We start from the raw sequence: 22,060 nt of genomic DNA, 5'->3' as shown, positions 1-22,060 counted from the left end.
TCAACACCCTTCCAAGGTACGAAGGCTAGCCTAACCTAAATTAGGGTGACCTAACTAGCGTCTCTCCAGGCCCGCCAGAGTCGCGCGTAGCGGCCGCCCAGGGCCACCAACTCCTCGTGCGTGCCCTGCTCCACGACGCGTCCCGCATCCAGCACGGCGATCCGGTCGGCAGCCACCGCCTGGGTCAGCCGGTGCGCCACGAACAGCGTGGTCCGCCCGGAGCAGGCGGCCAGTACGGCCCGTTCCAGCTCGGCGGCGCCCTCACTGCCCGCCTCCGCGGTCGACTCGTCGAGCACGACCACGGGTGCCCGGCCCAACACCAGCCGGGCCAGGGCGACCTGGGCGACCTTGGTGCCGTCCAGGCGCGCACCGCCCTCACCGACCGCGGTGTCCAGGCCTTCGGGCAGCGCATCGACCCACTCGGCCGCCCCTACGGTGCCCAGCGCGGCCAGCAGTTCGGCGTCGGTCGCCTCCGGCGCGGCCAGTCGCAGGTCGTCGGCGAGCGGCCCGGAGAACACGTGCGTCTCCTGGGTCAGGATGCTCACCAGTGCCCTCGCCGCGGCCTCGTCCAGATCGGCGAGGTCGGTCGAACCGATCCGCACCGAACCGGCCTCCGGGGTCCCGATGCCGGCGATGAGCGCGGCCAGGGTCGTCTTGCCGGCGCCCGTCGCGCCCACCAGGGCCAGCGAGCCGCCCGCCGGGATCGTCAGGCTGACGTCGCTCAGGACCGGCTCGTCGGCTCCGGGGTAACGGAACGTCAGCCCCTTCACCGTCACCGGGTACGGCTCCTCGTCCGCCGGCGCGGCGGCCCGGTCACCCACCAGCCGGTCCTGCGTGGGTTCCGCCAGCACCCCGACGAGCCGGGTCAGGCTCGCGCCCGACTTCTGGGCCTCGTCGAAGGTGAACATGATCGCGCCCAGCGGGGTGAACAGGCGGTGGAACACCAGCGGCGCCGCGGCCACTTCGCCGAGGGTGGCGGAGCCGGTCTCCAGCAGGGCGTAGCCCACCACGAGGATCAGGACCAGGCCGATGAACTCCGCGCGGTTCTCCCTGCCGACGAAGCGGCCGAAGAAGTGGAACACCTCGATGCCGAGGTCCCGCACCCGCCGCGAATCCTGGGAGACCTTCTCGCGGAAGGCCTCCTCCAGCCGGTGCGCCCGTACCGTCTCGATGCCGTTGAGCCCGCTGATCAGGGCCTGCGCGCGCTCGGCCTGGGCCACCGCGCGCTTGCGGTAGAGCGGGGCGGACCGGGGCAGGTACCAGCGCAGGGCCAGCGCGTAGGCGGGCAGCGCACAGGCGCCGGCCAGGCCGAGCCGCCAGTCGAGGCCGAACATGCCGATCGTGGCGATGGCCACCAGGACCCCCGCGGAGAACACCGTGGGGATGGCCGAGCGGATGCCCTTGGACAGGACGGCGACGTCGTCGCCGACCCGGGAGAGCACGTCTCCGCGGCCCACCTGCTCGACCCGGGCACTGGGCATGCCCAGTACGGCCCGTACGGCGCCTTCGCGCAGGTGCGCGAGCAGGTCGGCGCCGAGCCGCCCGATCAGGTAGGCGGACAGGGCGGTGGCCGCCGCGCCGAGCAGCGCGGCGGCCACCATCCACGCCCCGATCGTGATCAGGACCGAACGCGGTTCGCCCCCCGTCACTCCGTCGACCACCCGGCCGAGCAGCAGTACGGGGAGCATCTGGAGAGCCGCCCCGGCGACCGTGCTGAGTACGGCGCCGGACGTCAGCCAGGGCATCGTGCGGCAGTTGGCCGCCACCCACCGGGCTGCTTCACGTCCGGTCGTCGTACGCAGGGTTGCCGGGGCGACCCGAGTTTCCGTGGTGCTCACACCTAGCCGACCGACTTGACGAGCTCGTCGATCGCGAACGGCAGGGCGGGCAGGGTGGCCTGGGACATGGCCGCGCCGGCCGCCGGGCCCTCGCTGTCCAGCAGGTAGGACACCTTGTTGGCCTTGGTGACCTTGAGGTTGGCGAAGAGGTCGAACTTCTTCAGCGCGTCCGTGTCGGCCTTGTCGTTGACGACGAAGACGCGGTCGACGTCGATGAGGTCCATGCGCTCGGGGGAGAGCGCGAAGGAGAACTTGCCGTCCGAGATCTTGTCGAGCTCGGTCTGGCCCTTGAAGCCCATGCCGGTCAGGAGCTGGCCGCGCACGTCGGTGGTGGTGAAGGGGTTGACCGCGTCCTTGTACCAGGAGACCGCGACGGCCGTCTGGGTGGCGAACTCGGGGTGCGCCTTCTTGACCGTGGCGAGCTTGTCCTGGATGCCCTGGACCATCGCCTTGCCCTCGGTCTCCTTGCCGACCGCCTTGGCGATCTGGAGGGCGTTGTCCTGCCACTTGGCGCTGAAGGGCTCCTTCTCGGCCTTGGTGCGGCCGACCGTCGGGGCGATCTTCGACAGCTTGTCGTAGGCGGCCTGGTCGACCTCGGAGTAGACCGCGATGATCAGGTCGGGACGCAGGGCCGCGATCTTCTCGAAGTTGGGGCCGGCGTCACCGTTGTTCATGATGACCTCGGGCTTGGTCTCGCCCCACTTGTCCTTCACCCACGGCCACTGGGTGTTGATGTCGGGGCTCTGACCGGCCGGGTTCGGGTACTGGTCGACCATGCCGACCGGCTTGATGCCGAACGCGAGGACGTTCTGGTCATCGGTGTAGCCGACGGTGACGACCCGCTGAGGGGCCTTCTTGACCTCGGTGGAGCCGAAGAAGTGCTCGACGGTGACCGGGAACACACCGTTGGCGGCAGGAGACTTGGCGGTGTCTTCCTTCTTGTCCTTGCCGTTGGTGTCGGCCTTCTCGGAGCCGCAGCCGGCAAGGACGCCTACGCCGAGGGCCGCTGCGGACACGGTCGCCGCCAGCTTCAGCCAGGGCCTGTTACGTGTCGTTCGGTCGAGGAGCATTGCGGGATCCCTTGCTTTCGTACTGTCCACTGCGGCCCCACTTAGGGCAGGCAAACCGTACCCCGGTGAAGTGAGGTAAGCCTAGCCTAAGTGATAACGCTCTGGTTTCAGCTGCCCGCACTCTGGACGTGGGTCCGCCCGATCGGCACGACGAGGGGCCGGTCACCCACCGGATCGTCAATCACCATGGCGCGCAGGCCGAATGCCTCGTGCAGCAGCTCGGCGGTCAGCACCTCGCGCGGATGACCCTGCGCCAGGACCTGACCGGCCTTCATCACGATCAGGTTGTCGCTGTAGCGCGCGGCCAGGTTGAGGTCGTGCAGCACCATGACCACGGTGCATCCCGACTCGTGGAGATCGTCGACCAGGTCGAGCACGTCGATGGCGTGCGCCAGGTCCAGATAGGTCGTGGGCTCGTCGAGCAGCAGCAGATCGGTGCCCTGAGCGAGGGTCATCGATATCCACACGCGTTGACGCTGGCCGCCGGAGAGCGCGTCGACGGGACGGTCGGCCAGGTCGGCCACCCCGGTCATGGCCAGCGCGCGTTCCACGACGGAGGCGTCGTCCGAGGACCACTGGCGCAGCCAGCTCTGGTGTGGATGCCGGCCCCGGGCGACCAGGTCGGCCACGGTCAGGCCTTCCGGCGCGACGGGCGCCTGGGGCAGCAGGCCGAGCTTCTTGGCCACGTCCCTGGTCCGCAGCCGGGCGATGTCCTCGCCGTCGAGCACGACGGAGCCGCTGGTCGGCTTGAGCAGCCGCGACAGCGTCCGCAACAGGGTGGACTTGCCGCACCCGTTGGGGCCGATGATCGTGGTCACCACCCCCGGCGGGATGGACACGTCGAGCGCGTCGATGACGGTCCGCTCGCCGTACCCGACCGTGACGCCCCTGGCCGCCAGCCGCGGAACGCCATCCGCCCCGGACTCGACCTCGGTGATGAACTGAGCGACCACGGCTCCCCCTCTATTTAGGCTTGCCTAACCTTTCTATCACCTAGCGGCGGTTCGCCCGCACCAGGAGATAGATGAGGAAGGGTCCGCCGATCGCCGCGGTGACCACGCCGACGGGCAGGGCGATCGGCAGCGCCGTACGGGCGACCAGGTCCGAGCCGATCAGCAGCACCGCCCCCACCACGGCGGAGGCCACCAACGGCGGTGTCGGGGACTTCGTCAGACGCATCGCCACCTGCGGCGCCACCATGGCGACGAACGGGACGGGTCCCGCCGCGCTCACCGCGAAGCCGGCCAGGAGCACGGCGCACAGCAGCAGGACCGCCCGTACCAGCGCGTACCGGACGCCGAGGCCGGCGGCCACGTCGTCACCGAAGTGCAGCGGCTTGAACTGGAAGGCCACGCACGCCACGACCGCCGCGAGGACGAGCGTGCCCCACAGGGCCACCCCCACCTCGTCCCACGACCGGTTGTCCAGGGAGCCGACCAGCCACGCCTGGGCCCGCGCCACGTCCCTGATGTCGGCGGTGACCAGCAGCCAGGTCGTGATCGCCTCCATCACGGCACTCACGGAGAGGCCGATGAGGATGAGCCGGAAGCCGTCGACCCCGCGCCGCCACGCCATGAAGTAGACCAGCAGCCCCGTGCAGAGGCCTCCCGCGAGCGCCGCCCCGGACAGCCCCACGGAGCTGACGACCGCGGCCGTGGCCCCGCCCGACACCGTCACCAGGCACACCGCGACCGCGCTGGCGCCTCCGGTGATCCCGAGGATGTCCGGACTGGCCAGCGGATTGCGGGCGATGGACTGGGTGATCGCCCCGGACATCCCCAGCGCGACGCCCACGACGAGCCCGGCCAGGGCCCGCGGCATGCGCAGGTCCATGATCACGAACTGGTCGACCTGCTCGCCGCCGCCGAAGAGGGTGGCCACCACCTGCGACAGGCCGAGGGGGAAGTCCCCCACGGCGATGGACAGGCAGAACACCAGGAAGGCCGCCGCCGCCAGCAACAGCGTGACCAGGACGATCCGGGGCCGCCAGACGAACGACATGCCGCCGAGCCGCACGCCCGGCGCCACCGAGGGCTTCCTCCCGGGCTTCTCGGCGGACTCCTCGCCGGACTTCACCACTGTCACGTTCATGCGCTCTTGAACTTTCCCCGCCACACCAGGACCGCGAAGAAGGGGGCGCCGAGGAGAGCGACGAGGATGCCCGCGTCCAGCTCTCCCGGCCGCACCACGACGCGTCCCACGATGTCGCAGACCAGAAGGACGACCGCGCCGAGCAGACCCGCGTACGGCACCAGCCAGCGGTAATCGGGCCCGGCCAGATGGCGGGCCACGTGCGCGACCATCAGCCCGAGGAAGGCGATGGGCCCGCACGCCGCCGTGGCCGCGCCCGCCAGCAGCGTGATGGCGACGATGCCGACGGTCCGGATCAGCGTGATGTTCACGCCCAGTCCCCGTGCCACGTCATCGCCCAGGTTCAGCAGGTTGACCGACGGCAGGGTGGCCAGCGCCAGCACCAGCCCGACCACGATGAAGGCGGTCACCGGCCAGATGACGTCGAAGCCGACACCGGCCACCGACCCGGCGTTCCAGAACCGCAGGGCGTTCAGCGCCGCCTTGTCCGACAGCGCGACCGCCGTCGTCATCGCCATCAGGAACACCGTGACCCCCTGCCCGGCCAGAGCCAGCGTCAGCGGATTGCCTGCGCCCCGGCCGATGCTCGACAGCCCGAACACCACGACGCCGGCGAGCGCGGCCCCGAGGAAGGCGAACCAGACGTACTGGAACGGGTCGGTGAACCCGAGCAGGGCGATCGCCGACACCACGGCGAACGAAGCGCCGGTGTTCACCCCGAGCAGGCCGGTGTCCGCGATGGGGTTGCGCGTGTACCCCTGGATCAGCGCTCCGCCGACGCCCAGGGCGATGCCCGCCACGATCGCGAGGACCGTACGGGGCACCCGTACGGTCCGCATGATGAGCCTGGCTTCGGAGAGCTTCTGGTCGGGGTCCGGACCTGCGAAGAGCCCGTGCCACGCCTCGGCGGGGCTCAGCGCCCGCGCGCCGACCGCGAGCGACACCACGGCCGCGAGCACGAGGACCACGAGGATGACACCCAGACCCACGATCCGCCGCCGCCGGACCTGCGCGACGACCCGGGAAGGCGCCGGGCGTTCGACCGTCGGCGGGCCGCCGGCAGGGCGGCGAGTACCAGTGGGCACGGACGTTCCTTATGTATGGGACAACTGGTTGCACACTACTGCCGTGCCTCGGGCGCGAGAACGCCCGGGAGGCACGGCAGCGGCTGAGCGGGGCCGGTCAGACGGCCGGCTGGCGGGCTCCGCCACCCGCTCCGCCGGCGACCGGGCGCGCCTGGTCGGGAACGGACTTGAGGTTCCGGTCGAGGATCGAGTCGAGTATCTCCCCGACCCGTACCGCGGTGTTGGACAGCAGGGAGGAGGTGATGCCGTGCGTGTGCTCGGTTCCGCCCTGGAGGTAGATGCCGCAGCTCACTTCGAGGTCGGTCGCCACCCGGTAGTCGCGCTCGACGCGGACCCGGCCCTGCTCGTCGCGGTGGCAGCGGTCCGCGACCTCGCCGAGCAGCCCCAGGCCGTCGGCCTGCTGGTAGCCGGTGGCGCACACCACGACGTCGGCGTCGAGCACGCTCTCCTCGCCGGTGACGAGGGACTTGATGCTGGCGCGGACCCCGTCGGCCGACTCCTCGACACCCGTCAGGCGCGAGACGTTCAGGAAGCGGAGCCGCTCGGTGCCGAGCACCTTCTCCTGGTACGACTGCCGGTACAGGTCGTCGATGAGGTCGATGTCGACCACGGAGTAGTTGGTGTTGCCGTGGTAGCCCATCAGCCGCTGCTTCACGTCCTCCGGGGCGGTGAAGTACTCGTCGACCGCCTGGGGGTCGAAGATGCGGTTGGCGAAGCTGCTGTCGTCCGCCGGGCTGTAGCCGTAGCGGGAGAAGACGGCGCAGACCTCGGCCTGCGGGAAGCGGCGGTGCAGGTAGGCCACGTTCTCGGCCGCGCTCTGGCCGGCGCCGACCACGATGAAGCGGGTGGGCTCGGTGCCCTCCAGGCCGTCGATCTTCTTCAGCAGGTCGGTGTTGTGCCAGACGTGGTCGGTCCGCTCGACGCCCTCCGGCATGACCGGGCGCAGCCCGGTGGAGATGACGAGGTTGCGGGCACGGTGGACGACGACCTCGTCGCCGGAGCGCGCCGTCACGTCGAGGTACTCCACGACGCCGTCGCGCACCACGGGCTCGACGGAGACGACCTGGTGGCCGTACGAGACCATGTCGTCGACCTTGGCGGCGGCCCACTCGAGGTAGTCGTGGAACTCGACCCGGAGCGGGAACAGGTTCTTGTGGTTGACGAAGTCGATCAGCCGGCCCTTCTCCTGCAGGTAGCAGAGGAAGCTGTATTCGCTGGTCGGGTTCCGGAGCGTCACCAGGTCCTTCATGAAGGACACTTGCATCGTCGCGTCGTCGATGAGCATGCCGCGGTGCCACCCGAAGCGGGGCTGCTGCTCGAAGAAGTGGGCGGTGACCGCCTCTTGCCTTCCGACGCGCACGTTGTGCTCGCTGAGCGCGATCGCCATGGCGACGTTCGACGGCCCGAAGCCGATACCGATCAGGTCGTGGATCAGTGGTGCGTCGCCAGGAAGAGCCTGTGACATGTCACTCCCATTGGTGCGGGACAGCCGCCTGCCAGGCGTCGTGTCAGGGTGGGGGAAAGGGGGCGTCCAGGCGCACCGGTGACCGGCAGCCGAGTGGAACTTAGGTAAAGCTAACCTGATCTGAACGACCTGTCGACCAGACAAACAACCCAAATCACCCACACTTGGGTCAATCAAGCCCAGAATCGGGGTTGTTGCGCCGTTAGGTAAGCCTTGCTTTACTTACCTTTGCTCATTCGCTCTTCTGAGGAGGAACCCCGATGCGGGTCGTCATGTTCGGTTATCAGACCTGGGGCCACCGCACCCTGAAGGCGCTCCTGGACTCCGAGCACGACGTCGTGATGGTTGTGACCCACCCCAAGAGCGAGCACGCCTACGAGAAGATCTGGAGCGACTCGGTCGCCGACCTCGCCGAGGAGCACGGCGTCCCGGTCGTGATCCGCAACCGCCCCGACGACGAGGAACTCTTCCAGCAGCTCAAGGAAGCCGACGCGGACATCCTCGTCGCGAACAACTGGCGCACCTGGATCCCGCCGCGCATCTACACGCTCCCCCGGCACGGCACGCTCAACATCCACGACTCCCTCCTCCCTAAGTACGCGGGCTTCTCCCCCCTCATCTGGGCCCTCATCAACGGCGAGCCCGAAGTCGGCGTCACGGCGCACATGATGGACGAGGTGCTCGACGCCGGCGACATCGTCATGCAGCGCTCGATCCCCGTCGGCCCCACGGACACGACCACGGACCTGTTCCACAAGACGGTCGACCTGATCGCCCCGGTCACGATCGCCGCCCTGGATCTGATCGCCTCCGGCCGGACCGACTTCACCAAGCAGGACCGCACCCAGGCCACGTTCTTCCACAAGAGGGCCGAGGAGGACATCCGGATCGACTGGTCCTGGCCCGCCGAAACCCTGGAACGCCTGGTCCGCGCCCAGTCGGCCCCGTACCCGGCCGCCTTCACCTTCCACAAGGGCAAGCGCCTGGAGATCCTCACGGCCGTGGTCTCCGAGGGCCGCTACGGCGGCACCCCGGGCCGCATCTTCTACCGCGAGGGCGAAGGCGTCGTCATCGTCGCCGGCCCGACCGCCCACACGGGCCACAACCACGGCCTGGCCATCACGTCCGTCCGCACGGAATCCGGCGAGGAACTCCCGGCGACGCAGTACTTCAAGTCCATGGGCGGCTACCTCACGACCCGCCCGTAACCGAGCAACCCCCCTGAACCCCGGCCCGCCCCGGACGGTCCCCGGGCGGGCCGGCCTCGCGCGACCAGGACTTGGACCGGGAGCGCCGGGGACAGGTCAGTCAGCCTTCGGGAGGCTGGCGTAGGAAAAGGTGCATCTCGTCTCGCCGTCAGACACCGGAACGAGCCGAACCTGCTCGGCCGGCATCTGCACTGCCTTGCCCGCAGGCTCGTCCCACAGCGAAACCGTCCCCCCAGCCTCCCCGAACGACACGTACGGGCGCTCGGGGTGCAGGACACCACCCCGCGTGCTGAGCTTCGCCGCGAGGACCGTCGGCTCGACGCACGTCCATTCGGGCTGCACCCCGAAGTAGGAAGGTAGTTCCGCTTTCCGCGCCGCCGCCGCACGCAGGGCTTTGCCGGCGTCGTCCACCGACTCCACCACATCCGCCATGCACCACGCCAGCACCGCCAGCTGGGCGATGACGAACACCGGCACGGCCATCCGGTCGACGGGGCTGACGAACGGCGCGTGCACATGCTTCGCAATGCCCCACAGGGCAGGAACGAAGAGGGCAAAGCTCAAGAGACTCAACAGCTTGGCCACCGAGACGGCCTGCCAGATCGCCGGCACGTCGAGATCTTCAGGCTGCAGGTCAAGGCTGTCCGCATAGATCGCGTGCAGAACCGATCCGGAGGACACCACAAGGGACACGACGAGCGCGAATGCCAGAGGCGCAACGCAGGCGATCCACTCTCCCCACCTCCATCGGCGCACCAGGAGCCAGATGCCTCCCACCGTCACCATGACGGCGACCGCAACCAACATCTGCACCGGGGTCCAGCCGCTGCTGCTCCCCCCGTCCATACCCAGGGCCGCCGCAAGGATCCACCCCGCCGCTCCCGTCCCCAGGAGGAGGCTTCCCTTACGCCCTCCGGACGCGAACATGACGCGCGCCAACCGGGCTCCCATCAGAAAACACAGGACGGCGGTGCCGGCCCATACCCACGTCCGCACGCCACTCTGCTGCCGCGACATGACCGCACAGAAGGCCATCGCGAGCAGCCAGGCGAGGAACCGGTTCGTCCTGCGGTGGAGATCATCATCCCGGCGCGGCACGATGTGGCTGCGGACCCGGCCGGAGAACGGCCTCACATCCGTACCGGGCCCGTGGACGGAACCTTCGGGCAAGTCCATGCGGGAGATCCGCCGCGCCTCCGACGCCGTCCCCGTCACCACAACGCCATTGTCGTGGTGCCCGCGCCGCTCCGTGAAGCGCGCCCGAGACAGCAGCGCCACCCGGCGCGTCCTTGCCGCCAGCCTCAGCGGCCGCGGAACTGGCACCGGGGGCGGCCGGTGGTCGACGGTGTGCACCCACCAAGAGGTCAGTTGTTCCCTGTCCCGGTCCAGCGGCTCGCAGCGCCTGGCGTACATCTCCAGCCCCGTCACCCGGGCCAACCGCTCCACTTGCCATGCAGCCGCCTGCCCGGTTCGCCGGTTGAGAGCCCCGAAGAACCGCACCTCGACGCAGTACAACCGCGCCAGAGCATCGGCCCGCAGCACCCCCCGGGACGGCCCCTCACCCCGCACTGACGCGGAGGCGACCTGCCATCCCCGCTCCCCGAAGGCCCGCTCCGCCTCGTCCCAGTCACGCTGCCCGCCCCGTACTTCCACCAACACCATTACCCGTTGGTCATAACGCATCCCCGGCATCGTTCTCCCCTCCACCGGAAGGAGAACGTACAGCGGCCTACGACGTGACGTCATGCCGAAAGGAATCCATCCTCACGGGCGGAACTGACCGGCACTGGACCACACCATCCAGCACACGTACAAGGCCGTCTCCCCAACAAGGATGGGCCCCACCCGGAAAGCGGCCCTTCCTCACCGACAGGCAGTCAGGATCATCTCGGGCACGCGCCGGACGGCCCCACCCTGCGGCTCAGCGGCCTTCACGACGAGCTCCGGGATCACCGCGTTCTCCACTTGGTGGGTCATCGAAATAAGGTCTAACCAAAACAGGTTAAAGAAAACCGCAGGTCAGAGGCCTAGATTGCGCAAATCGGACAGGCTGCCTGTGTGCGTTACGTGCGGAGTGGGCGGTATGAGCAGCACGCTGACGCTGTTTGCCACCCCTGACCCGGGTGAGAAGGACCCCCACCGCCACGCGGGAAGCGCATCGCAGGCGGGGCACTGAGGGGTTCGGCTCGCGACACTCCGGCGGGACGGCTCCAGGCCTGGTGCAGATTCAGGTACCAGGCTCGGTCACGCGACCTAGTGCCGCATCAGGCAACGTTCGCCCTGTTGGCGAGGGATTGAAGGCTGCGGGCGGTCCTCTGAGGAGAGGGATTACCTTCATGCGGTGGAATCAAATAGCACGGCACCCTGTTGCCCGTCCTGTGACCAGGCGATGACCTGCACTGCGATGGTCCTCTCACGGCGGGATGACGACGGGAAGCGTGTCTGCCGAAGCGTGTGGCAGTGCGGGGATCGCCACCTGTGGTGGGGCTGGAGCGATCGTCCAGGCGAGGGGTTGGAGGTCTGCCCTCATCCGCACTTCGGTGCCTGACTGGGGGTGCGGTAGGAGGTCAGGCGATGCTGACTCTGGCGACGACGTCGCGTAGGCGCTTGTCCTGGGCGTGTTTGTTCCGCCAGATGATGTAGCGGCGGATCATGCTGCCCTGGGCCTTGTGGGAGGGGTGGTCGGTGCCGTCGAGGGCGAAGTAGCGCAGGGCGGTGAACTGGGCTTCGATGCGGTTGAGCCAGGAGCTGTTGGTCGGGGTGTAGGCGATCTCGACGTTGTTCGCCTCGGCCCATGTCCCGACCCGCTGGCACCGCTTCGTCGTCAGGTGCGGAGAGTAGTTGTCGCAGACGATCGCGATCCGCACGTCCTGTGGGTGCAGCGAGCGCAGGTAGCGGCAGAACTCCAGGAACTTCGATCTGTTCTTGGTCTTCTTGATGTGTCCATAGAGCTGGTCTTTGCGCAGGTCGTAGGCGGCGAACAGGTGACGGACCCCGTGTGGGCGGGTGTAGGTGGCCCGTCTGCGTGGTCGGGGGTCGCGGTCGGGGTCCTTGTGCTTGCCGCCGCGTTCGGTCCACTGCCGACCTGGATGGGGCTGGAGGTTGAGCGGCCCGAACTCGTCCATGCAGAAGACGACTTCGGGTTCGTTCTCCTCGGGTATGACCTCGCCGTCGGCGATCGCGTAGAGGTGCTCGACGCGGGCCTTCTTCGTGGCGTAGTCGGGGTCGTGGGAGGTCTTCCAGGTCTTCACGCGTTGAAAGGAGACGCCTTCCTCGCGGAGCAGGATGCGCAGGCCCTCGTGGCTGATGTCGTCGACCACCCCCTCGGCGACCAGGAAGTCGGCCAGTTTGGCCAGGCTCCAGGTCGAGAACGGCAGGCCGTGCTTGGCCGGCTTGGACTTCGCGGTCTTCTTCATCTCCCGGCGCTCCGGGAGGGTGAACGTCGTGGGCCGGCCGCCCTGGTACTTCGGGTAGAGCGAGGCGAATCCGTCGGCGTTGAAGTTGTGGATCACATCCCGGACCCGGTCCGTGCTGGTGAACGTCACCTCGGCGACCTTCGCCACCGGCATTCCCTGGGCGGACAGGAGCACCATCTGGGCCCGCCGCCAGGTCACTACCGACCCGGTTCCTCTGCGGATGATCCGCAGCAACCGCCTGCCCTCGTCATCATCAATCTCCCGAACCTGTACGCGTTCAGCCACGTCGATCATTCTGGCCGTCCGTGCCGCCCAGCACAGCAACCGGGCGACACGTCACGACGGGGCGAACGTTTGCCTGGTACTAGAGTGGTCATGACGGTCTCGATTTCGACTGGTCAGCCGGCCGAGTACGGCCTGTCTGCGGCGGGGGTAGGCACCATCAGTGCATGCCGTACGCCGGGTGTCACGAGGCACCTTCACCGGTACCCCTGACCATACGCAGAGCCAGTGCCCGGACTTCCGCCAGCAGAGGTTCCGGCTGTTGGTCCAAGTCGAGGGCGTGCTGGTGCAGGACCGTCCCGGCACGGCGTACTCGGTGACTGGTGTGCGGCGCATTGCCCTTCGCGTACACCAGGTGACCCTCGGGCAGCCCCAACGCGGTGCAGTAGGCCAGCATCTGATAGAGATCCTCGTTCGGGTAGCCTCGCCGCTTGCCGATCTTGTACTTGGCATCAGCAACTATGCCCGGTGCCCCTGAGCCCGTGTGCCAGACGAAATCCGGTTGCAGGCGAACGGAATCGCTTTCGTCCAGGTGCATGTCCTTGGCCTGAAGAACGCTCCGCCCACCGTAGGGCTGCATCGCTTCCCGCAGCGCGGCGCACACGAAGTCCTCGTAGACACGGTTCATGTCAAAGAGGAAGCCGTCGATGCGCAGCCCGCCGGGCAGGTGTTCGGCAGACGATCCGTCCAGAACCACCTCAGCCAGGTGGAGAGCCTGGTGGTAGCGGGTGTTGAGACGTGTCGGCCGCCAAGCCGGAATCGCCTGGCCTCGTACGACCGGCGTCATGTCTGCCAGCCGGGCCCTCTGGTGCATCAGGCGTGTCCGTACTGCCCTGGGCACGCCTGGAAGGAGCAGCAGACGGTCGACGGCAGCACGCAGGATCCGGTTTTCGGCGATGTCGGTGGTGAACTCGTCGTATGCCACTTCCACCGGCAGGGACATGCCGAACCGGCGCCTGATCTGCTCGGCCTCCCGGATGCGGCCCCGTACGACGAAGGACGACTCCTCGACGCTCCGGTAGCCCTGAATCAGGCCCCGCCGCAGAGCCCGGTCCGTCTGCCGCTCGACGGCATGTGCAAGCGCGGGAAGGAGCTCGGCGTGCTCGGCGACATCGACCGTGCCGTCCCGCCATCCACGTGGGTCCCTACTGTAGCCGAGCAGAAAGAACAGGCGCGAGACGGGCACCTTGGGAATGATCCGCACGGTGACGGTCTCACCACCGGGGACCGCGACGGCCACCGCCCCGACCTTGCTCCCCGCACGCAGACGCCACATTCCCGGCTCATGGGCGTCGGGAGCGGCCTCTCCGAGGATCTTCGAGACGGCCAGCACGCGGCCGACCACGTCCGGCAGCGGGAACCCCCGGGCAGGCGCGTGCTCGACGAGGGAAACGACGGCCGTCACTCCGGGTCGAACCCCTCACTTGTCTCCTCTTGCCCCATCGCCACCGTACGGCGCAGCGTCGGCAGCCCGTAGCGGCCTTCGATGTCCACGCCTTCCCCGTAGTGGTGCTCCTCCAGCAGCGGAAGAATCTTGGTCCTCCACGTGCGCTCCAGCCCTCCGTCCCTGAAGACTCCCGGCTTCATCAGGTAGGACGGTCCGATCCGGAAGTCGGCGTCGTCGATCCGGACATTGAGCGCGTCGAGCAGGTCGGCCGGTTCGGGGTCCTTGCCCTCGGCGGCCAACCAGCGGCGCAGCAGTCCGGCAGCCGGCTCGATGCGCGGGGACAACTCGACGAATGCGAAGCGCCGACGCATCGCGGCGTCTACGAGAGCGATCGATCGGTCGGCCGTATTCATGGTGCCGATGATGAAGAGGTTCCGGGGGAGGAAGAAGTCCTCCCCCGAGTAGGTCAGCCGGACGGAGCGGTCGCGGTACTCCAGGAGGAAGTACAGCTCACCGAAAACCTTGGCGAGGTTGGCCCGGTTGATCTCGTCGATGATCAGGAAGTGCGGGATGTGCCGGTTTCCCTCGCGGCGGGCCACCTTGGCGAACTCCCGCAGCGGGCCGGCTGTAAGGCGGAACGCGACCTCGTGGGTCTGGGGGTCCTCGATGGGGCGGAAGCCTTCGAAGAAGTCCTCGTATGCGTACGAGGGGTGGAACTGGACCAGCTTCACCTGCTCGCGCCCGGCTCCGAGGAACTCGGCGATCTCCTGCGCGAGGAAGGTCTTGCCCGTGCCGGGCGGGCCGTAGAAGATCAGCTGCTTCTCGTCCTCGACGAGATCCCTGATCTCCTGCAGCCAGTCCACGTGATGGACGTTGAGTTTCTCCCGCAGTTCTTCCGTAGGCTGCGGCAGCTCCACCTCGCGGCGGGCGATGAGGGCCGCGGGCTCAGCTCCGGACTCGGCTGCGGTGTCCCGGGCCTCTTCTGCGAGCTCTTCATCGCTCACGCCCAGACCGTCGATGATGGCCTTGGACGTCGTCAGATCCACCACATCGTGCTTCAGCAACAGCCGCTGCCGGAGTTCCTCGGGCAGGCCATCCAGCGCGAAGCCCTCCCTGCCCCACTCCACGGGCCGCCGTAGATTGCTGCCGCCATCCTCGGCGACGCGCTGCTCGACGCTTCCGGTGACCTCTCCGATGTAGAGCCGGCCTTCGGAGACCGCGCACACCGTGTCCCCCGGCCTCATCCGGGAGAAGAAGGCATGCAGTTCGTCGACGAGCTGCACCTTCTCGTCGTAGGTCGCGGTCGACTCGTAGTCCTCGTCCACGAAGGTGCGCAATTGCTCCTTACTGACGCCCTGGACCACGTCCGGCCGCAGCCAGGGCGCGGCGAGCGTCACCCGGCCCTCGAGGAACCACACCCGCTGCACGAGGTCGGGGCCCACGGGGTGAGCACCCTTCACCAGCCACGCGCGGCTGGGGCCCGACCAGACCTGCTCGAGGAAGTCGGCGAGCGGTCGGCCGTCAGCGGTCTTCCACTCAAGCCACCCGTTGCAGCTGCGTCCCATGAGGATGTCGCCCGCGGCGGACGGCGAATTGCACTCGACGTCCTGAACGACCTCCAGCCAGCCCGGCCAGGTGCCGGTCTCGCGTATCGCCCCTTCCGCGATCAGCTTCTCCCGCAGCCTGTGCGAGGAAAGTGACCTCAGTGGAAAGGAAGGCACGACATCCGGGCGAGCCGGGGACCCGGCAAGCACAACCATCTTCTGGCTGCCATTGGTTCCCATCTCGGAGAGCAGCCGCCCGCGGGCCGTCGGCCCGCCGTGCGGCAGGCGCAGCTGGAATTCCGGGTAATCCTCGCCCATCGGGCTCCTCGTCCGTGTTGGTCTGGGTGACTCATTTGTTCGATCTTGCGAAGGGGCGTTGGCGCGGTGCCCCGGTCAGTTGGTCTTGCGTCTGCGGCCTGTACGGTCGGCGCTCAACTGGGGCAGCCAGTGATCGGGGCTTGGCTGAGAATGTGTGTCGGCCCGATCAGTTGTCGATCGGGGTGCCCAGGTCCGAGGTGCGGGGAGGTTGAGTGCAGCGCGGGCAGTATCGAGCATCGCCTCCGACGGATCGCGCACGAGCGTGTTGAGAACCAGCGGGTACCCCTCCCTGGTCCACAGCGGACTCCACGTCCGGGACGCGATCTGACAGTGGTCCCAGGCCTCGAAGATCACGCTCGCGCAGGCGCCAGTACCGTCGGCCGTATCCGCCAGCCACAGGAGTCGGTGGCCGGGTGCGAGCCGCTCCCTGCCGTTGAGGGCTCCGTTGGCAGCGCTCTGGGCCCGGTCGAGGTAGGGGACGGGATCGTCGTCGCCCCCGGGATCTCCATCGCTGAAGCCGGCCACCTCGGCAGCCTGTCCTGCCCCGTAGATCTCCAGCTGATCTCCGTCGGAATGGGCCTGCCAGAGATCGAGGACTTCCCATCCGCTTCCGGGGAGCGGCGAGGGCATCGCCAGCAGAACGAAGATCTGCCCAGCTTCCAGGGCGAGCGAAACCCGGTCGCCCCTCTTCACCAGGTGCCTGCTGGTCGGCTCCCACGCACCGATCCCGTTCACAGCGAGCACGCACTCGCGCACCGTCTCCACGGCCTCGCCGACGGAGACGGTGAAGAACTCCTTACGGGAGACCCGGTGGTCGGCGAGCTGCTGATGGACCATCCGCTCGACCTCCCTCCACCGCATGGTCAACGCCCGGAAGGAGACGCCGAACGGGAGCGGCACGCCCGTGGGTTTGGAGAGATCGTGTGCACGCTCCTCAGGCAGCTTCGTCGTGAACCCGATCTTCACCAAGTCCTGCATGGCCGCGTTCTGCATGACGTAGACGAAGCCGGTCTTATGGGTGGGCATGGAGGCAGTGTGGGGGCCGGATGATCCACTGCGGCGGGGAGTCGCCCATTTCCGGCCAACGAGGGCACCGGGGTGCCACGGGTTCCGGCCATGGATTGCCCCGGGCGGCAACCGCTGTCCATGATCTACGGCGAGAACACCGTCACGGCAAGGGGGAAACGGTGGGAATCGCAACACCCAACGGCACGGCCAGGCAGCCGCACACCGACGAGTTGGCCGCGGCCGTCTCCATGACGACCTCGCAGCTGGCGCAGGCGGTGGGCCGGTTCGACGGCGACAAGGCCGCCATGGTGCTCGCGGCCGTGCGCACGGCCGAGCGCGCCTTCACCGAACTCGATGCCTGCGACGATGTCATCGATGAGGCATGGAAGACGGGCCGTAGCATCGCTGACCGATTGAGCGAACTGCTCGCTGCCGAGGCGGTCGCCGACATCGCCCTCCAACTGGACGCGTTGGAAGCCACCTCGGCACGGGTACGGGGCACGGACGCGACGCGCACCCTGCTGAACCGCCTCCTCGGACGCGAGGAGGAAGTCGGTCAGACACCGCCGGCGGTCCCGCGTCTCACCGACGTCGACCTTCCCGACCTCCCCTCCGCCTACCGGGACGAGGCCGGTTTCGAGGACTTGATGGCCATGGCCGCCCGCGAGGAGGAATTGGCACCACGGCTGCGGGACGCGCACGCCGAGCGGCTCGACGGCGTGGCGGCCCATCTGGTCAGTGTGGTGCGACAGGCAGCCGCCGCCGGCTTCGCCGAGCGGGCGTTCGCCGTCGAGTCGGTTGCCGAGGCCCGCCGCGCGTACGAGCTCTGGCTCCAATGCCTCGCGGAACGCAGGCGGGACCTCGATTAGCCGGTCACGTCGCCGAGCGATCGTTTCCCCCGGCGGGTACGGATCCGTCCTCCGCTGGATACCGTGTCCCGTATCACCCGAGACAGACCTGTCCCGATGACACCTGGCCGAAGGCGAGGTCGGCCGTACGCGGCCCCGCCCTGGCTGTCCATTCTGTCGGCTCCGTCATCGCGCCCGAGTGGAAAGGCAACTCGTGCATATCGCACCTCTCAGCCCACACGACCCCACCGAGCTGGGCGGCTACGAGCTGCTCGGCCGGATCGGGCACGGCGGAATGGGGCAGGTGTACCTGGGCGAGTCCCCGGGCGGCGAACCCGCCGCAGTCAAGGTGATCAAACCGTCCGTCGTGGATTCCGAGACCCGGCAGCGCTTCGCCCAGGAAGTGGAGATCCTCAAGACCATCTGGGGCGCCCGGATCGCAGCGCTCCTGGACGCCGACCCGGAAGCCGACCGACCGTGGCTGGCCACCGAGTACATCGAGGGGCTCGACCTGAGCCGACACGTGACGAGCCACGGGCCACTTCCCTCCCTGCTCACGACCTCGCTTGGGGCGACCCTTGCCGAGGGACTCGCGACCGTGCACAAGCAAGGACTGCTGCACCGCGACCTCAAGCCCGCCAATGTGCTCCTGGGTCCCAACGGCCCGAAGATCATCGATTTCGGGCTCGCGGTCTTCGCCGAGTCGAGCGTGTCCCTGACCGCGCCCAACACCGTGGTCGGCACCCCGTCCTGCATGCCGCCGGAGCAGGCCAACGGGGAGAAGCCGCTGACCCCTGCTGTCGACGTGTACGCACTCGGCGCTGTGCTGCTGTTCGCCGCCTCGGGCCACCTCCCGTACCAGGCGGCCAACATCCACGTCCTGTTCCACCAGGTCACCGACCCGACCAAGGCCCCCGACCTGTCGGGGGTGCCGGACGAGCTCGTGCCGCTACTGGGAGCCATGCTGTCGCACCGAGCCCAGGACCGGCCCGCCCTCGACGAGGTGGTTAAGCAGTGCCGCGCCCTCATCGAGGCCCAGGGCTTCAAGGTCGCCCAGGCCCGACGCCGGCTGACGAGTCACACGGCTGCGCCCACGCAGCTGCTGGACGGGCTGCTCCCTCCTGCCGAGGCGGTGACCGTCCCCCTCTCCCCCGTGGGAGAGGCGAACGCCGGGACTGCCACGGCACCGCCCATGGCGACATGGGCCGAGACGACGCGCGTGCTGCCTCCCACCGGCCCAGAGCGCACCCCCACACTTATCGACTCCCCCGAGCCCGCGACCCCGGGCACGACAGATCCTGCCCAGGCCCCTCCCCCGGAGCCGCCCGTCGACTCGGACCAGGCCCCGTCCCCCCTCCCTGCGCCTGGTGCCCCGGCCAAAGGGCGCAGCGGACGCCCCGGCCCTTCCGCCCAGGCCCGGATCACCGCGCAGCGGCTGCGTGAGGTCTATGCCGCGGGCGCGACGTTCTAACACGCACGGACCCGCGATACTGGAGGACCTGCCCCATCCGCCACGAAACGCCACAGGAGGCCACGGGTGACCGTCGTCCAGACCAGCTCCGAGCAGAACGGCGGCGTGTCGGCTGAAGCAGGGCAGGAGCAGTTCCCGGCCGGCGCGCAGGTCCTCGTCCGCGACGAGGTGTGGCTGGTCAAGAGCTCCGTGCAGACCAAGGCGGACGGTGCCCGCGTGGAAGTGGTCGGTGTGTCCGACTTCGTCCGCGACCAGGAGGCGGTGTTCTTCACACGCCTGGACACGATCGAGCTGATCGACCCGCGGGAGACCCGGCTGATCGCGGACGATTCTCCGAACTACCGCCGCTCCCGTCTGTTCCTGGAGGCCGTCTTGCGCCGTACGGCGCTGCCTCAGTCGGAGCGCCGCCTGGCCCTCGCGGACTCTTTCCTGCTGGATCCGCTGCCCTACCAGCGCCGGCCCGCCGAGCTCGCCCTCTCGGGCGCCAATCTCCGCCCGCGCCTCCTCATTGCGGATGTGGTGGGTCTGGGCAAAACCCTGGAGATCGGTCTCACCCTCGCCGAGCTGATCCGCCGCGGCCGGGGGGAGCGGATCCTCGTCGTGACCCCCCAGCACGTGCTGGAACAGTTCCAGCACGAGCTGTGGACGAGGTTCGCGATTCCGCTGGTGCGGCTGGACTCGGTGGGCATCGAGCGGATCCAGCGGGAGATCCCGGCCGGCCGCAATCCGTTCACCTTCTTCAAGCGCGTGATCGTCTCCATCGACACCCTCAAGAACACCGATCAGTACCGGCACCACCTGGAGCAGATCCGCTGGGACGCGGTCGTCATCGACGAGTCGCACAACCTGATCAACCGCGGCTCGCTCCGCAACCAGCTGGCCCAGACCCTGGCTCCCCGCACGGACGCCCTGATCCTCGCCTCCGCCACTCCCCACAACGGCGACGCGAAGTCCTTCGCCGAGCTCATCAGCCTCCTGGACCCTGCGGCGATCCGCGATCCGGAGAACTACCGGGCCGAGGACATCGAGCACCTCTTCATCCGCCGTACGAAGGTCAGCACCGAGGTACGCGAGCAGATGAAGGGGCAGTGGGCAGACCGCGGCCCGTCGCAGGCGGTGCACTGCCCGGCCACCCCCGCCGAGGAGCAGGTCTTCGAAGAGCTCGCGGCGGTCTGGCTACCGCACGACGGCGGCACCTCCGTGAGCTCGGTACCGCTCTTCCCGTACACGCTCCTGAAGTCCTTCCTGTCCTCGCACGCGGCGTTCAAGGCCACCGTCGCCGCCCGCATCAAGACCCTGGAGAAGAAGGACGACCCGCGTGCCACGGCCGCCGAGCTGTCCGCCCTGCACCGCCTCGCGGAACTGGCCGCGGACATGACCGAGGCGGATTCGGCGAAGTTCGGCGCTCTGGTGGAGCAGTTGAAGGCCATCGGTGTCGGCCCTTCCTCCGATACCCGCGTCGTCGTCTTCTCCGAGCGCGTCCAGACCCTGGAATGGCTCGCCACCGTCCTGCCCGCCGCCCTCGGTTTCCGCGGCCGTACCGCGCAGGGCTGCACCCAGGTCATGCACGGCGGCCTCTCCGACGAGCAGCAGATGGACGTCGTAGAGAAGTTCGGACTCGCCGGCGCTCCGGTACGCATCCTGCTGACCGGCGACGTGGCCTCCGAGGGCGTCAACCTGCACCGCCAGTGCCACCAGCTCGTCCACTACGACGTCCCCTGGTCGCTGATCCGCATCGAGCAGCGCAACGGCCGCATCGACCGCTACGGGCAGGCCCATCAGCCGCAGTTCCGAGCACTGATCCTCACCAGCGAGGTCGAGGGCGCCAAGGACGACACCCTCGTCTCCGAGCGCCTCCTGGAGCGCGAGGACCAGGCATACCGCGCGCTCGGCACCGCGGAGGCCGTCAGCGGGCTCTACCGGGCGGAAGCCGAGGAGAAATCTCTGATCCAGGACCTGTTGCGCGGCAAGAGCGTGGACGAGTCACTGGACGGCCGGCAGCCCGGAGCCGACGCGGATGCGGCGGTGATGGACGACTTCCTCGCGGACTTCTTCGGCTCGGTCGGAGAGCACGTGGCGGAGGACGAGGACGACGCTCTGCCGGGTGCCGCGGAAGCACCCGCACTGGGAGCGCCCGCGAGCGGGACTGGCACAAGCAACGCCGTACTTCCCCGCCTCTTCGATTCCACCGCCCACTTCCTCGACGAGGCGCTGCGAGAGGTCTACCCCGACGCCCGGGAGCGGCTGCAGCTCGACCGCGACGACCAGTCGGGGCTGTTGTCGTTCAAGCCGCCCGCCGACCTTCTCCACCGTCTCAAAGCCCTGCCCGTGGACTACCTGCGCGAGCAGGGGCTGCGCGAGCGCCTACTGGTCACCTTCAACCGACGCCTCGCCCAACATTCGCTCCAGCGGGCCCGCGAGGCGGACTCCACGTCGAGCTGGCCGGAGATCTCGCTGCTGACCGATCTGCACCCGGTAGTCGAGTGGCTCACCGACAAGGTGCTGGTCCGGCTCGGCCGCCAGGAAGCCCCGATGATCACTGCCGGCGTCTCGGAGCCCACGTTCCTCGTGCAGGGCGTGTACTCGAACAGCCTGGGCAGGCCCACCGTCGTGAAGTGGATGGGGGTGACTCGGCGCGGGACGGTAAACGCGGACATGGTCTCCCTGCTGCGCAGCTCCGGCGTGGGTCCCACGATGGCGAACAAGCTCCGCTACGTCGACCCCGCCCCGCTGAAGGCCGCCATCCCGGAGGTGCTGACCGCTGCCGAATCCTTTATGGAAGAGCACCGCGACGCCTGGGACCAGCCGCTGCGCGAGTCCATCGCCCTGCACAAGGAGCGGCTCGGCGAGTGGGAGCAGCCCACCCTCGCCGGTGAACACACCAAGAAGCGGCTCACCGACCTCGCCGACGACCTGCTGACCACGGGACAGCGCCCGATGCTGCGCGTCCTCGCAGTCCTGCTTCCCGACCCCGACGCGCCACCTGCCGCGCCCGCGTCCCAGTCCGCCGCGCCCGCCGCACCGTGAGA

General features: G+C 68.7%; 15 protein-coding genes. 4 read left to right on the top strand and 11 right to left on the bottom strand.

Features of this window, described 5'->3' with window-relative positions; translation table 11 throughout:
- Positions 1-50: 50 nt before the first annotated feature.
- The 6 genes from ACFYM0_RS17500 to ACFYM0_RS17475 all read right to left on the bottom strand — a co-directional run bounded on the left by ACFYM0_RS17500 (position 51) and on the right by ACFYM0_RS17475 (position 7,549).
- Positions 51-1,838: an ABC transporter ATP-binding protein gene (locus tag ACFYM0_RS17500; protein WP_388502014.1), complete on the bottom strand. Its 1,788-nt coding sequence runs from the start codon at positions 1,836-1,838 to the stop codon at positions 51-53.
- A 2-nt stretch (positions 1,839-1,840) separates the two neighbouring features.
- Positions 1,841-2,908 carry an iron-siderophore ABC transporter substrate-binding protein gene (locus ACFYM0_RS17495; RefSeq protein ID WP_388502012.1) on the bottom strand — a complete coding sequence of 356 codons (1,068 nt, stop codon included), beginning with the start codon at positions 2,906-2,908 and terminating at the stop codon, positions 1,841-1,843.
- Between the two features lie 107 nt (positions 2,909-3,015).
- Positions 3,016-3,861 (bottom strand): ABC transporter ATP-binding protein, encoded by an 846-nt coding sequence (locus tag ACFYM0_RS17490; protein WP_388502010.1) that lies wholly within the window; start codon positions 3,859-3,861, stop codon positions 3,016-3,018.
- A gap of 40 nt (positions 3,862-3,901) precedes the next feature.
- A complete protein-coding gene (locus ACFYM0_RS17485) occupies positions 3,902-4,999 on the bottom strand; it encodes a FecCD family ABC transporter permease (RefSeq protein WP_388502008.1) in 1,098 nt (365 codons plus the stop codon).
- Positions 4,996-6,084, bottom strand: coding sequence for a FecCD family ABC transporter permease (locus tag ACFYM0_RS17480; RefSeq protein WP_388502005.1), 1,089 nt, complete (start codon positions 6,082-6,084; stop codon positions 4,996-4,998). The genes ACFYM0_RS17485 and ACFYM0_RS17480 overlap by 4 nt, the downstream gene beginning before the upstream one ends.
- Before the next feature lie 97 nt (positions 6,085-6,181).
- The gene (locus ACFYM0_RS17475) at positions 6,182-7,549 is read right to left on the bottom strand and encodes a lysine N(6)-hydroxylase/L-ornithine N(5)-oxygenase family protein (protein WP_388502002.1); all 1,368 of its coding nucleotides are present in this window, start codon (positions 7,547-7,549) and stop codon (positions 6,182-6,184) included.
- Between the two features lie 260 nt (positions 7,550-7,809).
- On the opposite strand from ACFYM0_RS17475, the gene ACFYM0_RS17470 reads away from it, so the two are divergent.
- Positions 7,810-8,757, top strand: coding sequence for a methionyl-tRNA formyltransferase (locus ACFYM0_RS17470; RefSeq protein ID WP_388501999.1), 948 nt, complete (start codon positions 7,810-7,812; stop codon positions 8,755-8,757).
- A 96-nt stretch (positions 8,758-8,853) separates the two neighbouring features.
- Here the strand turns inward: ACFYM0_RS17470 and ACFYM0_RS17465 are convergent, their stop codons facing one another.
- The 5 genes from ACFYM0_RS17465 to ACFYM0_RS17445 form a co-directional block, all read right to left on the bottom strand.
- Positions 8,854-10,440 carry an NnrS multi-domain protein gene (locus ACFYM0_RS17465; RefSeq protein WP_388501996.1) on the bottom strand — a complete coding sequence of 529 codons (1,587 nt, stop codon included), beginning with the start codon at positions 10,438-10,440 and terminating at the stop codon, positions 8,854-8,856.
- 884 nt (positions 10,441-11,324) lie between these two features.
- Positions 11,325-12,458: an IS630 family transposase gene (locus ACFYM0_RS17460; RefSeq protein WP_388501992.1), complete on the bottom strand. Its 1,134-nt coding sequence runs from the start codon at positions 12,456-12,458 to the stop codon at positions 11,325-11,327.
- A gap of 181 nt (positions 12,459-12,639) precedes the next feature.
- Complete coding sequence (locus tag ACFYM0_RS17455; RefSeq protein ID WP_388501991.1) at positions 12,640-13,860, bottom strand: McrC family protein; 1,221 nt, start codon at positions 13,858-13,860, stop codon at positions 12,640-12,642.
- A complete protein-coding gene (locus ACFYM0_RS17450) occupies positions 13,857-15,704 on the bottom strand; it encodes a DUF4357 domain-containing protein (protein ID WP_388501988.1) in 1,848 nt (615 codons plus the stop codon). Before ACFYM0_RS17450 ends, ACFYM0_RS17455 begins: the two co-directional genes overlap by 4 nt.
- 75 nt (positions 15,705-15,779) lie before the next feature.
- Positions 15,780-16,730, bottom strand: a complete 951-nt coding sequence (locus tag ACFYM0_RS17445) for a GIY-YIG nuclease family protein (RefSeq protein ID WP_388501985.1) — start codon at positions 16,728-16,730, stop codon at positions 15,780-15,782.
- Positions 16,731-16,891: 161 nt separating this feature from the next.
- Between ACFYM0_RS17445 and ACFYM0_RS17440 the strand changes: the two genes are divergently transcribed.
- The 3 genes from ACFYM0_RS17440 (at position 16,892) to ACFYM0_RS17430 (ending at position 22,058) form a co-directional block, all read left to right on the top strand.
- Complete coding sequence (locus tag ACFYM0_RS17440; protein ID WP_388501983.1) at positions 16,892-17,581, top strand: hypothetical protein; 690 nt, start codon at positions 16,892-16,894, stop codon at positions 17,579-17,581.
- Between the two features lie 193 nt (positions 17,582-17,774).
- Positions 17,775-19,031 carry a serine/threonine-protein kinase gene (locus tag ACFYM0_RS17435; RefSeq protein ID WP_388501981.1) on the top strand — a complete coding sequence of 419 codons (1,257 nt, stop codon included), beginning with the start codon at positions 17,775-17,777 and terminating at the stop codon, positions 19,029-19,031.
- A 66-nt stretch (positions 19,032-19,097) separates the two neighbouring features.
- Positions 19,098-22,058 carry a DEAD/DEAH box helicase gene (locus ACFYM0_RS17430; RefSeq protein ID WP_388501979.1) on the top strand — a complete coding sequence of 987 codons (2,961 nt, stop codon included), beginning with the start codon at positions 19,098-19,100 and terminating at the stop codon, positions 22,056-22,058.
- Positions 22,059-22,060 lie beyond the last annotated feature (2 nt).

The organism is Streptomyces sp. NPDC006487 (assembly GCF_042870555.1).
Lineage (GTDB): Bacteria > Actinomycetota > Actinomycetes > Streptomycetales > Streptomycetaceae > Streptomyces.
The sequence above is the reverse complement of the archived record's forward strand: the minus strand, read 5'-3'. Positions and strand labels throughout refer to the sequence as shown.

What these genes read in the sequence shown, in the direction of transcription:
- ACFYM0_RS17495 (WP_388502012.1), bottom strand. Translation starts at nt 2,908, where the DNA reads ATGCTCCTCGACCGAACGACACGTAACAGGCCCTGGCTGAAGCTGGCG.
- ACFYM0_RS17485 (WP_388502008.1), bottom strand. Translation starts at nt 4,999, where the DNA reads ATGAACGTGACAGTGGTGAAGTCCGGCGAGGAGTCCGCCGAGAAGCCC.
- ACFYM0_RS17475 (WP_388502002.1), bottom strand. Translation starts at nt 7,549, where the DNA reads ATGTCACAGGCTCTTCCTGGCGACGCACCACTGATCCACGACCTGATC.
- ACFYM0_RS17470 (WP_388501999.1), top strand. Translation starts at nt 7,810, where the DNA reads ATGCGGGTCGTCATGTTCGGTTATCAGACCTGGGGCCACCGCACCCTG.
- ACFYM0_RS17465 (WP_388501996.1), bottom strand. Translation starts at nt 10,440, where the DNA reads ATGCGTTATGACCAACGGGTAATGGTGTTGGTGGAAGTACGGGGCGGG.
- ACFYM0_RS17450 (WP_388501988.1), bottom strand. Translation starts at nt 15,704, where the DNA reads ATGGGCGAGGATTACCCGGAATTCCAGCTGCGCCTGCCGCACGGCGGG.
- ACFYM0_RS17445 (WP_388501985.1), bottom strand. Translation starts at nt 16,730, where the DNA reads ATGCCCACCCATAAGACCGGCTTCGTCTACGTCATGCAGAACGCGGCC.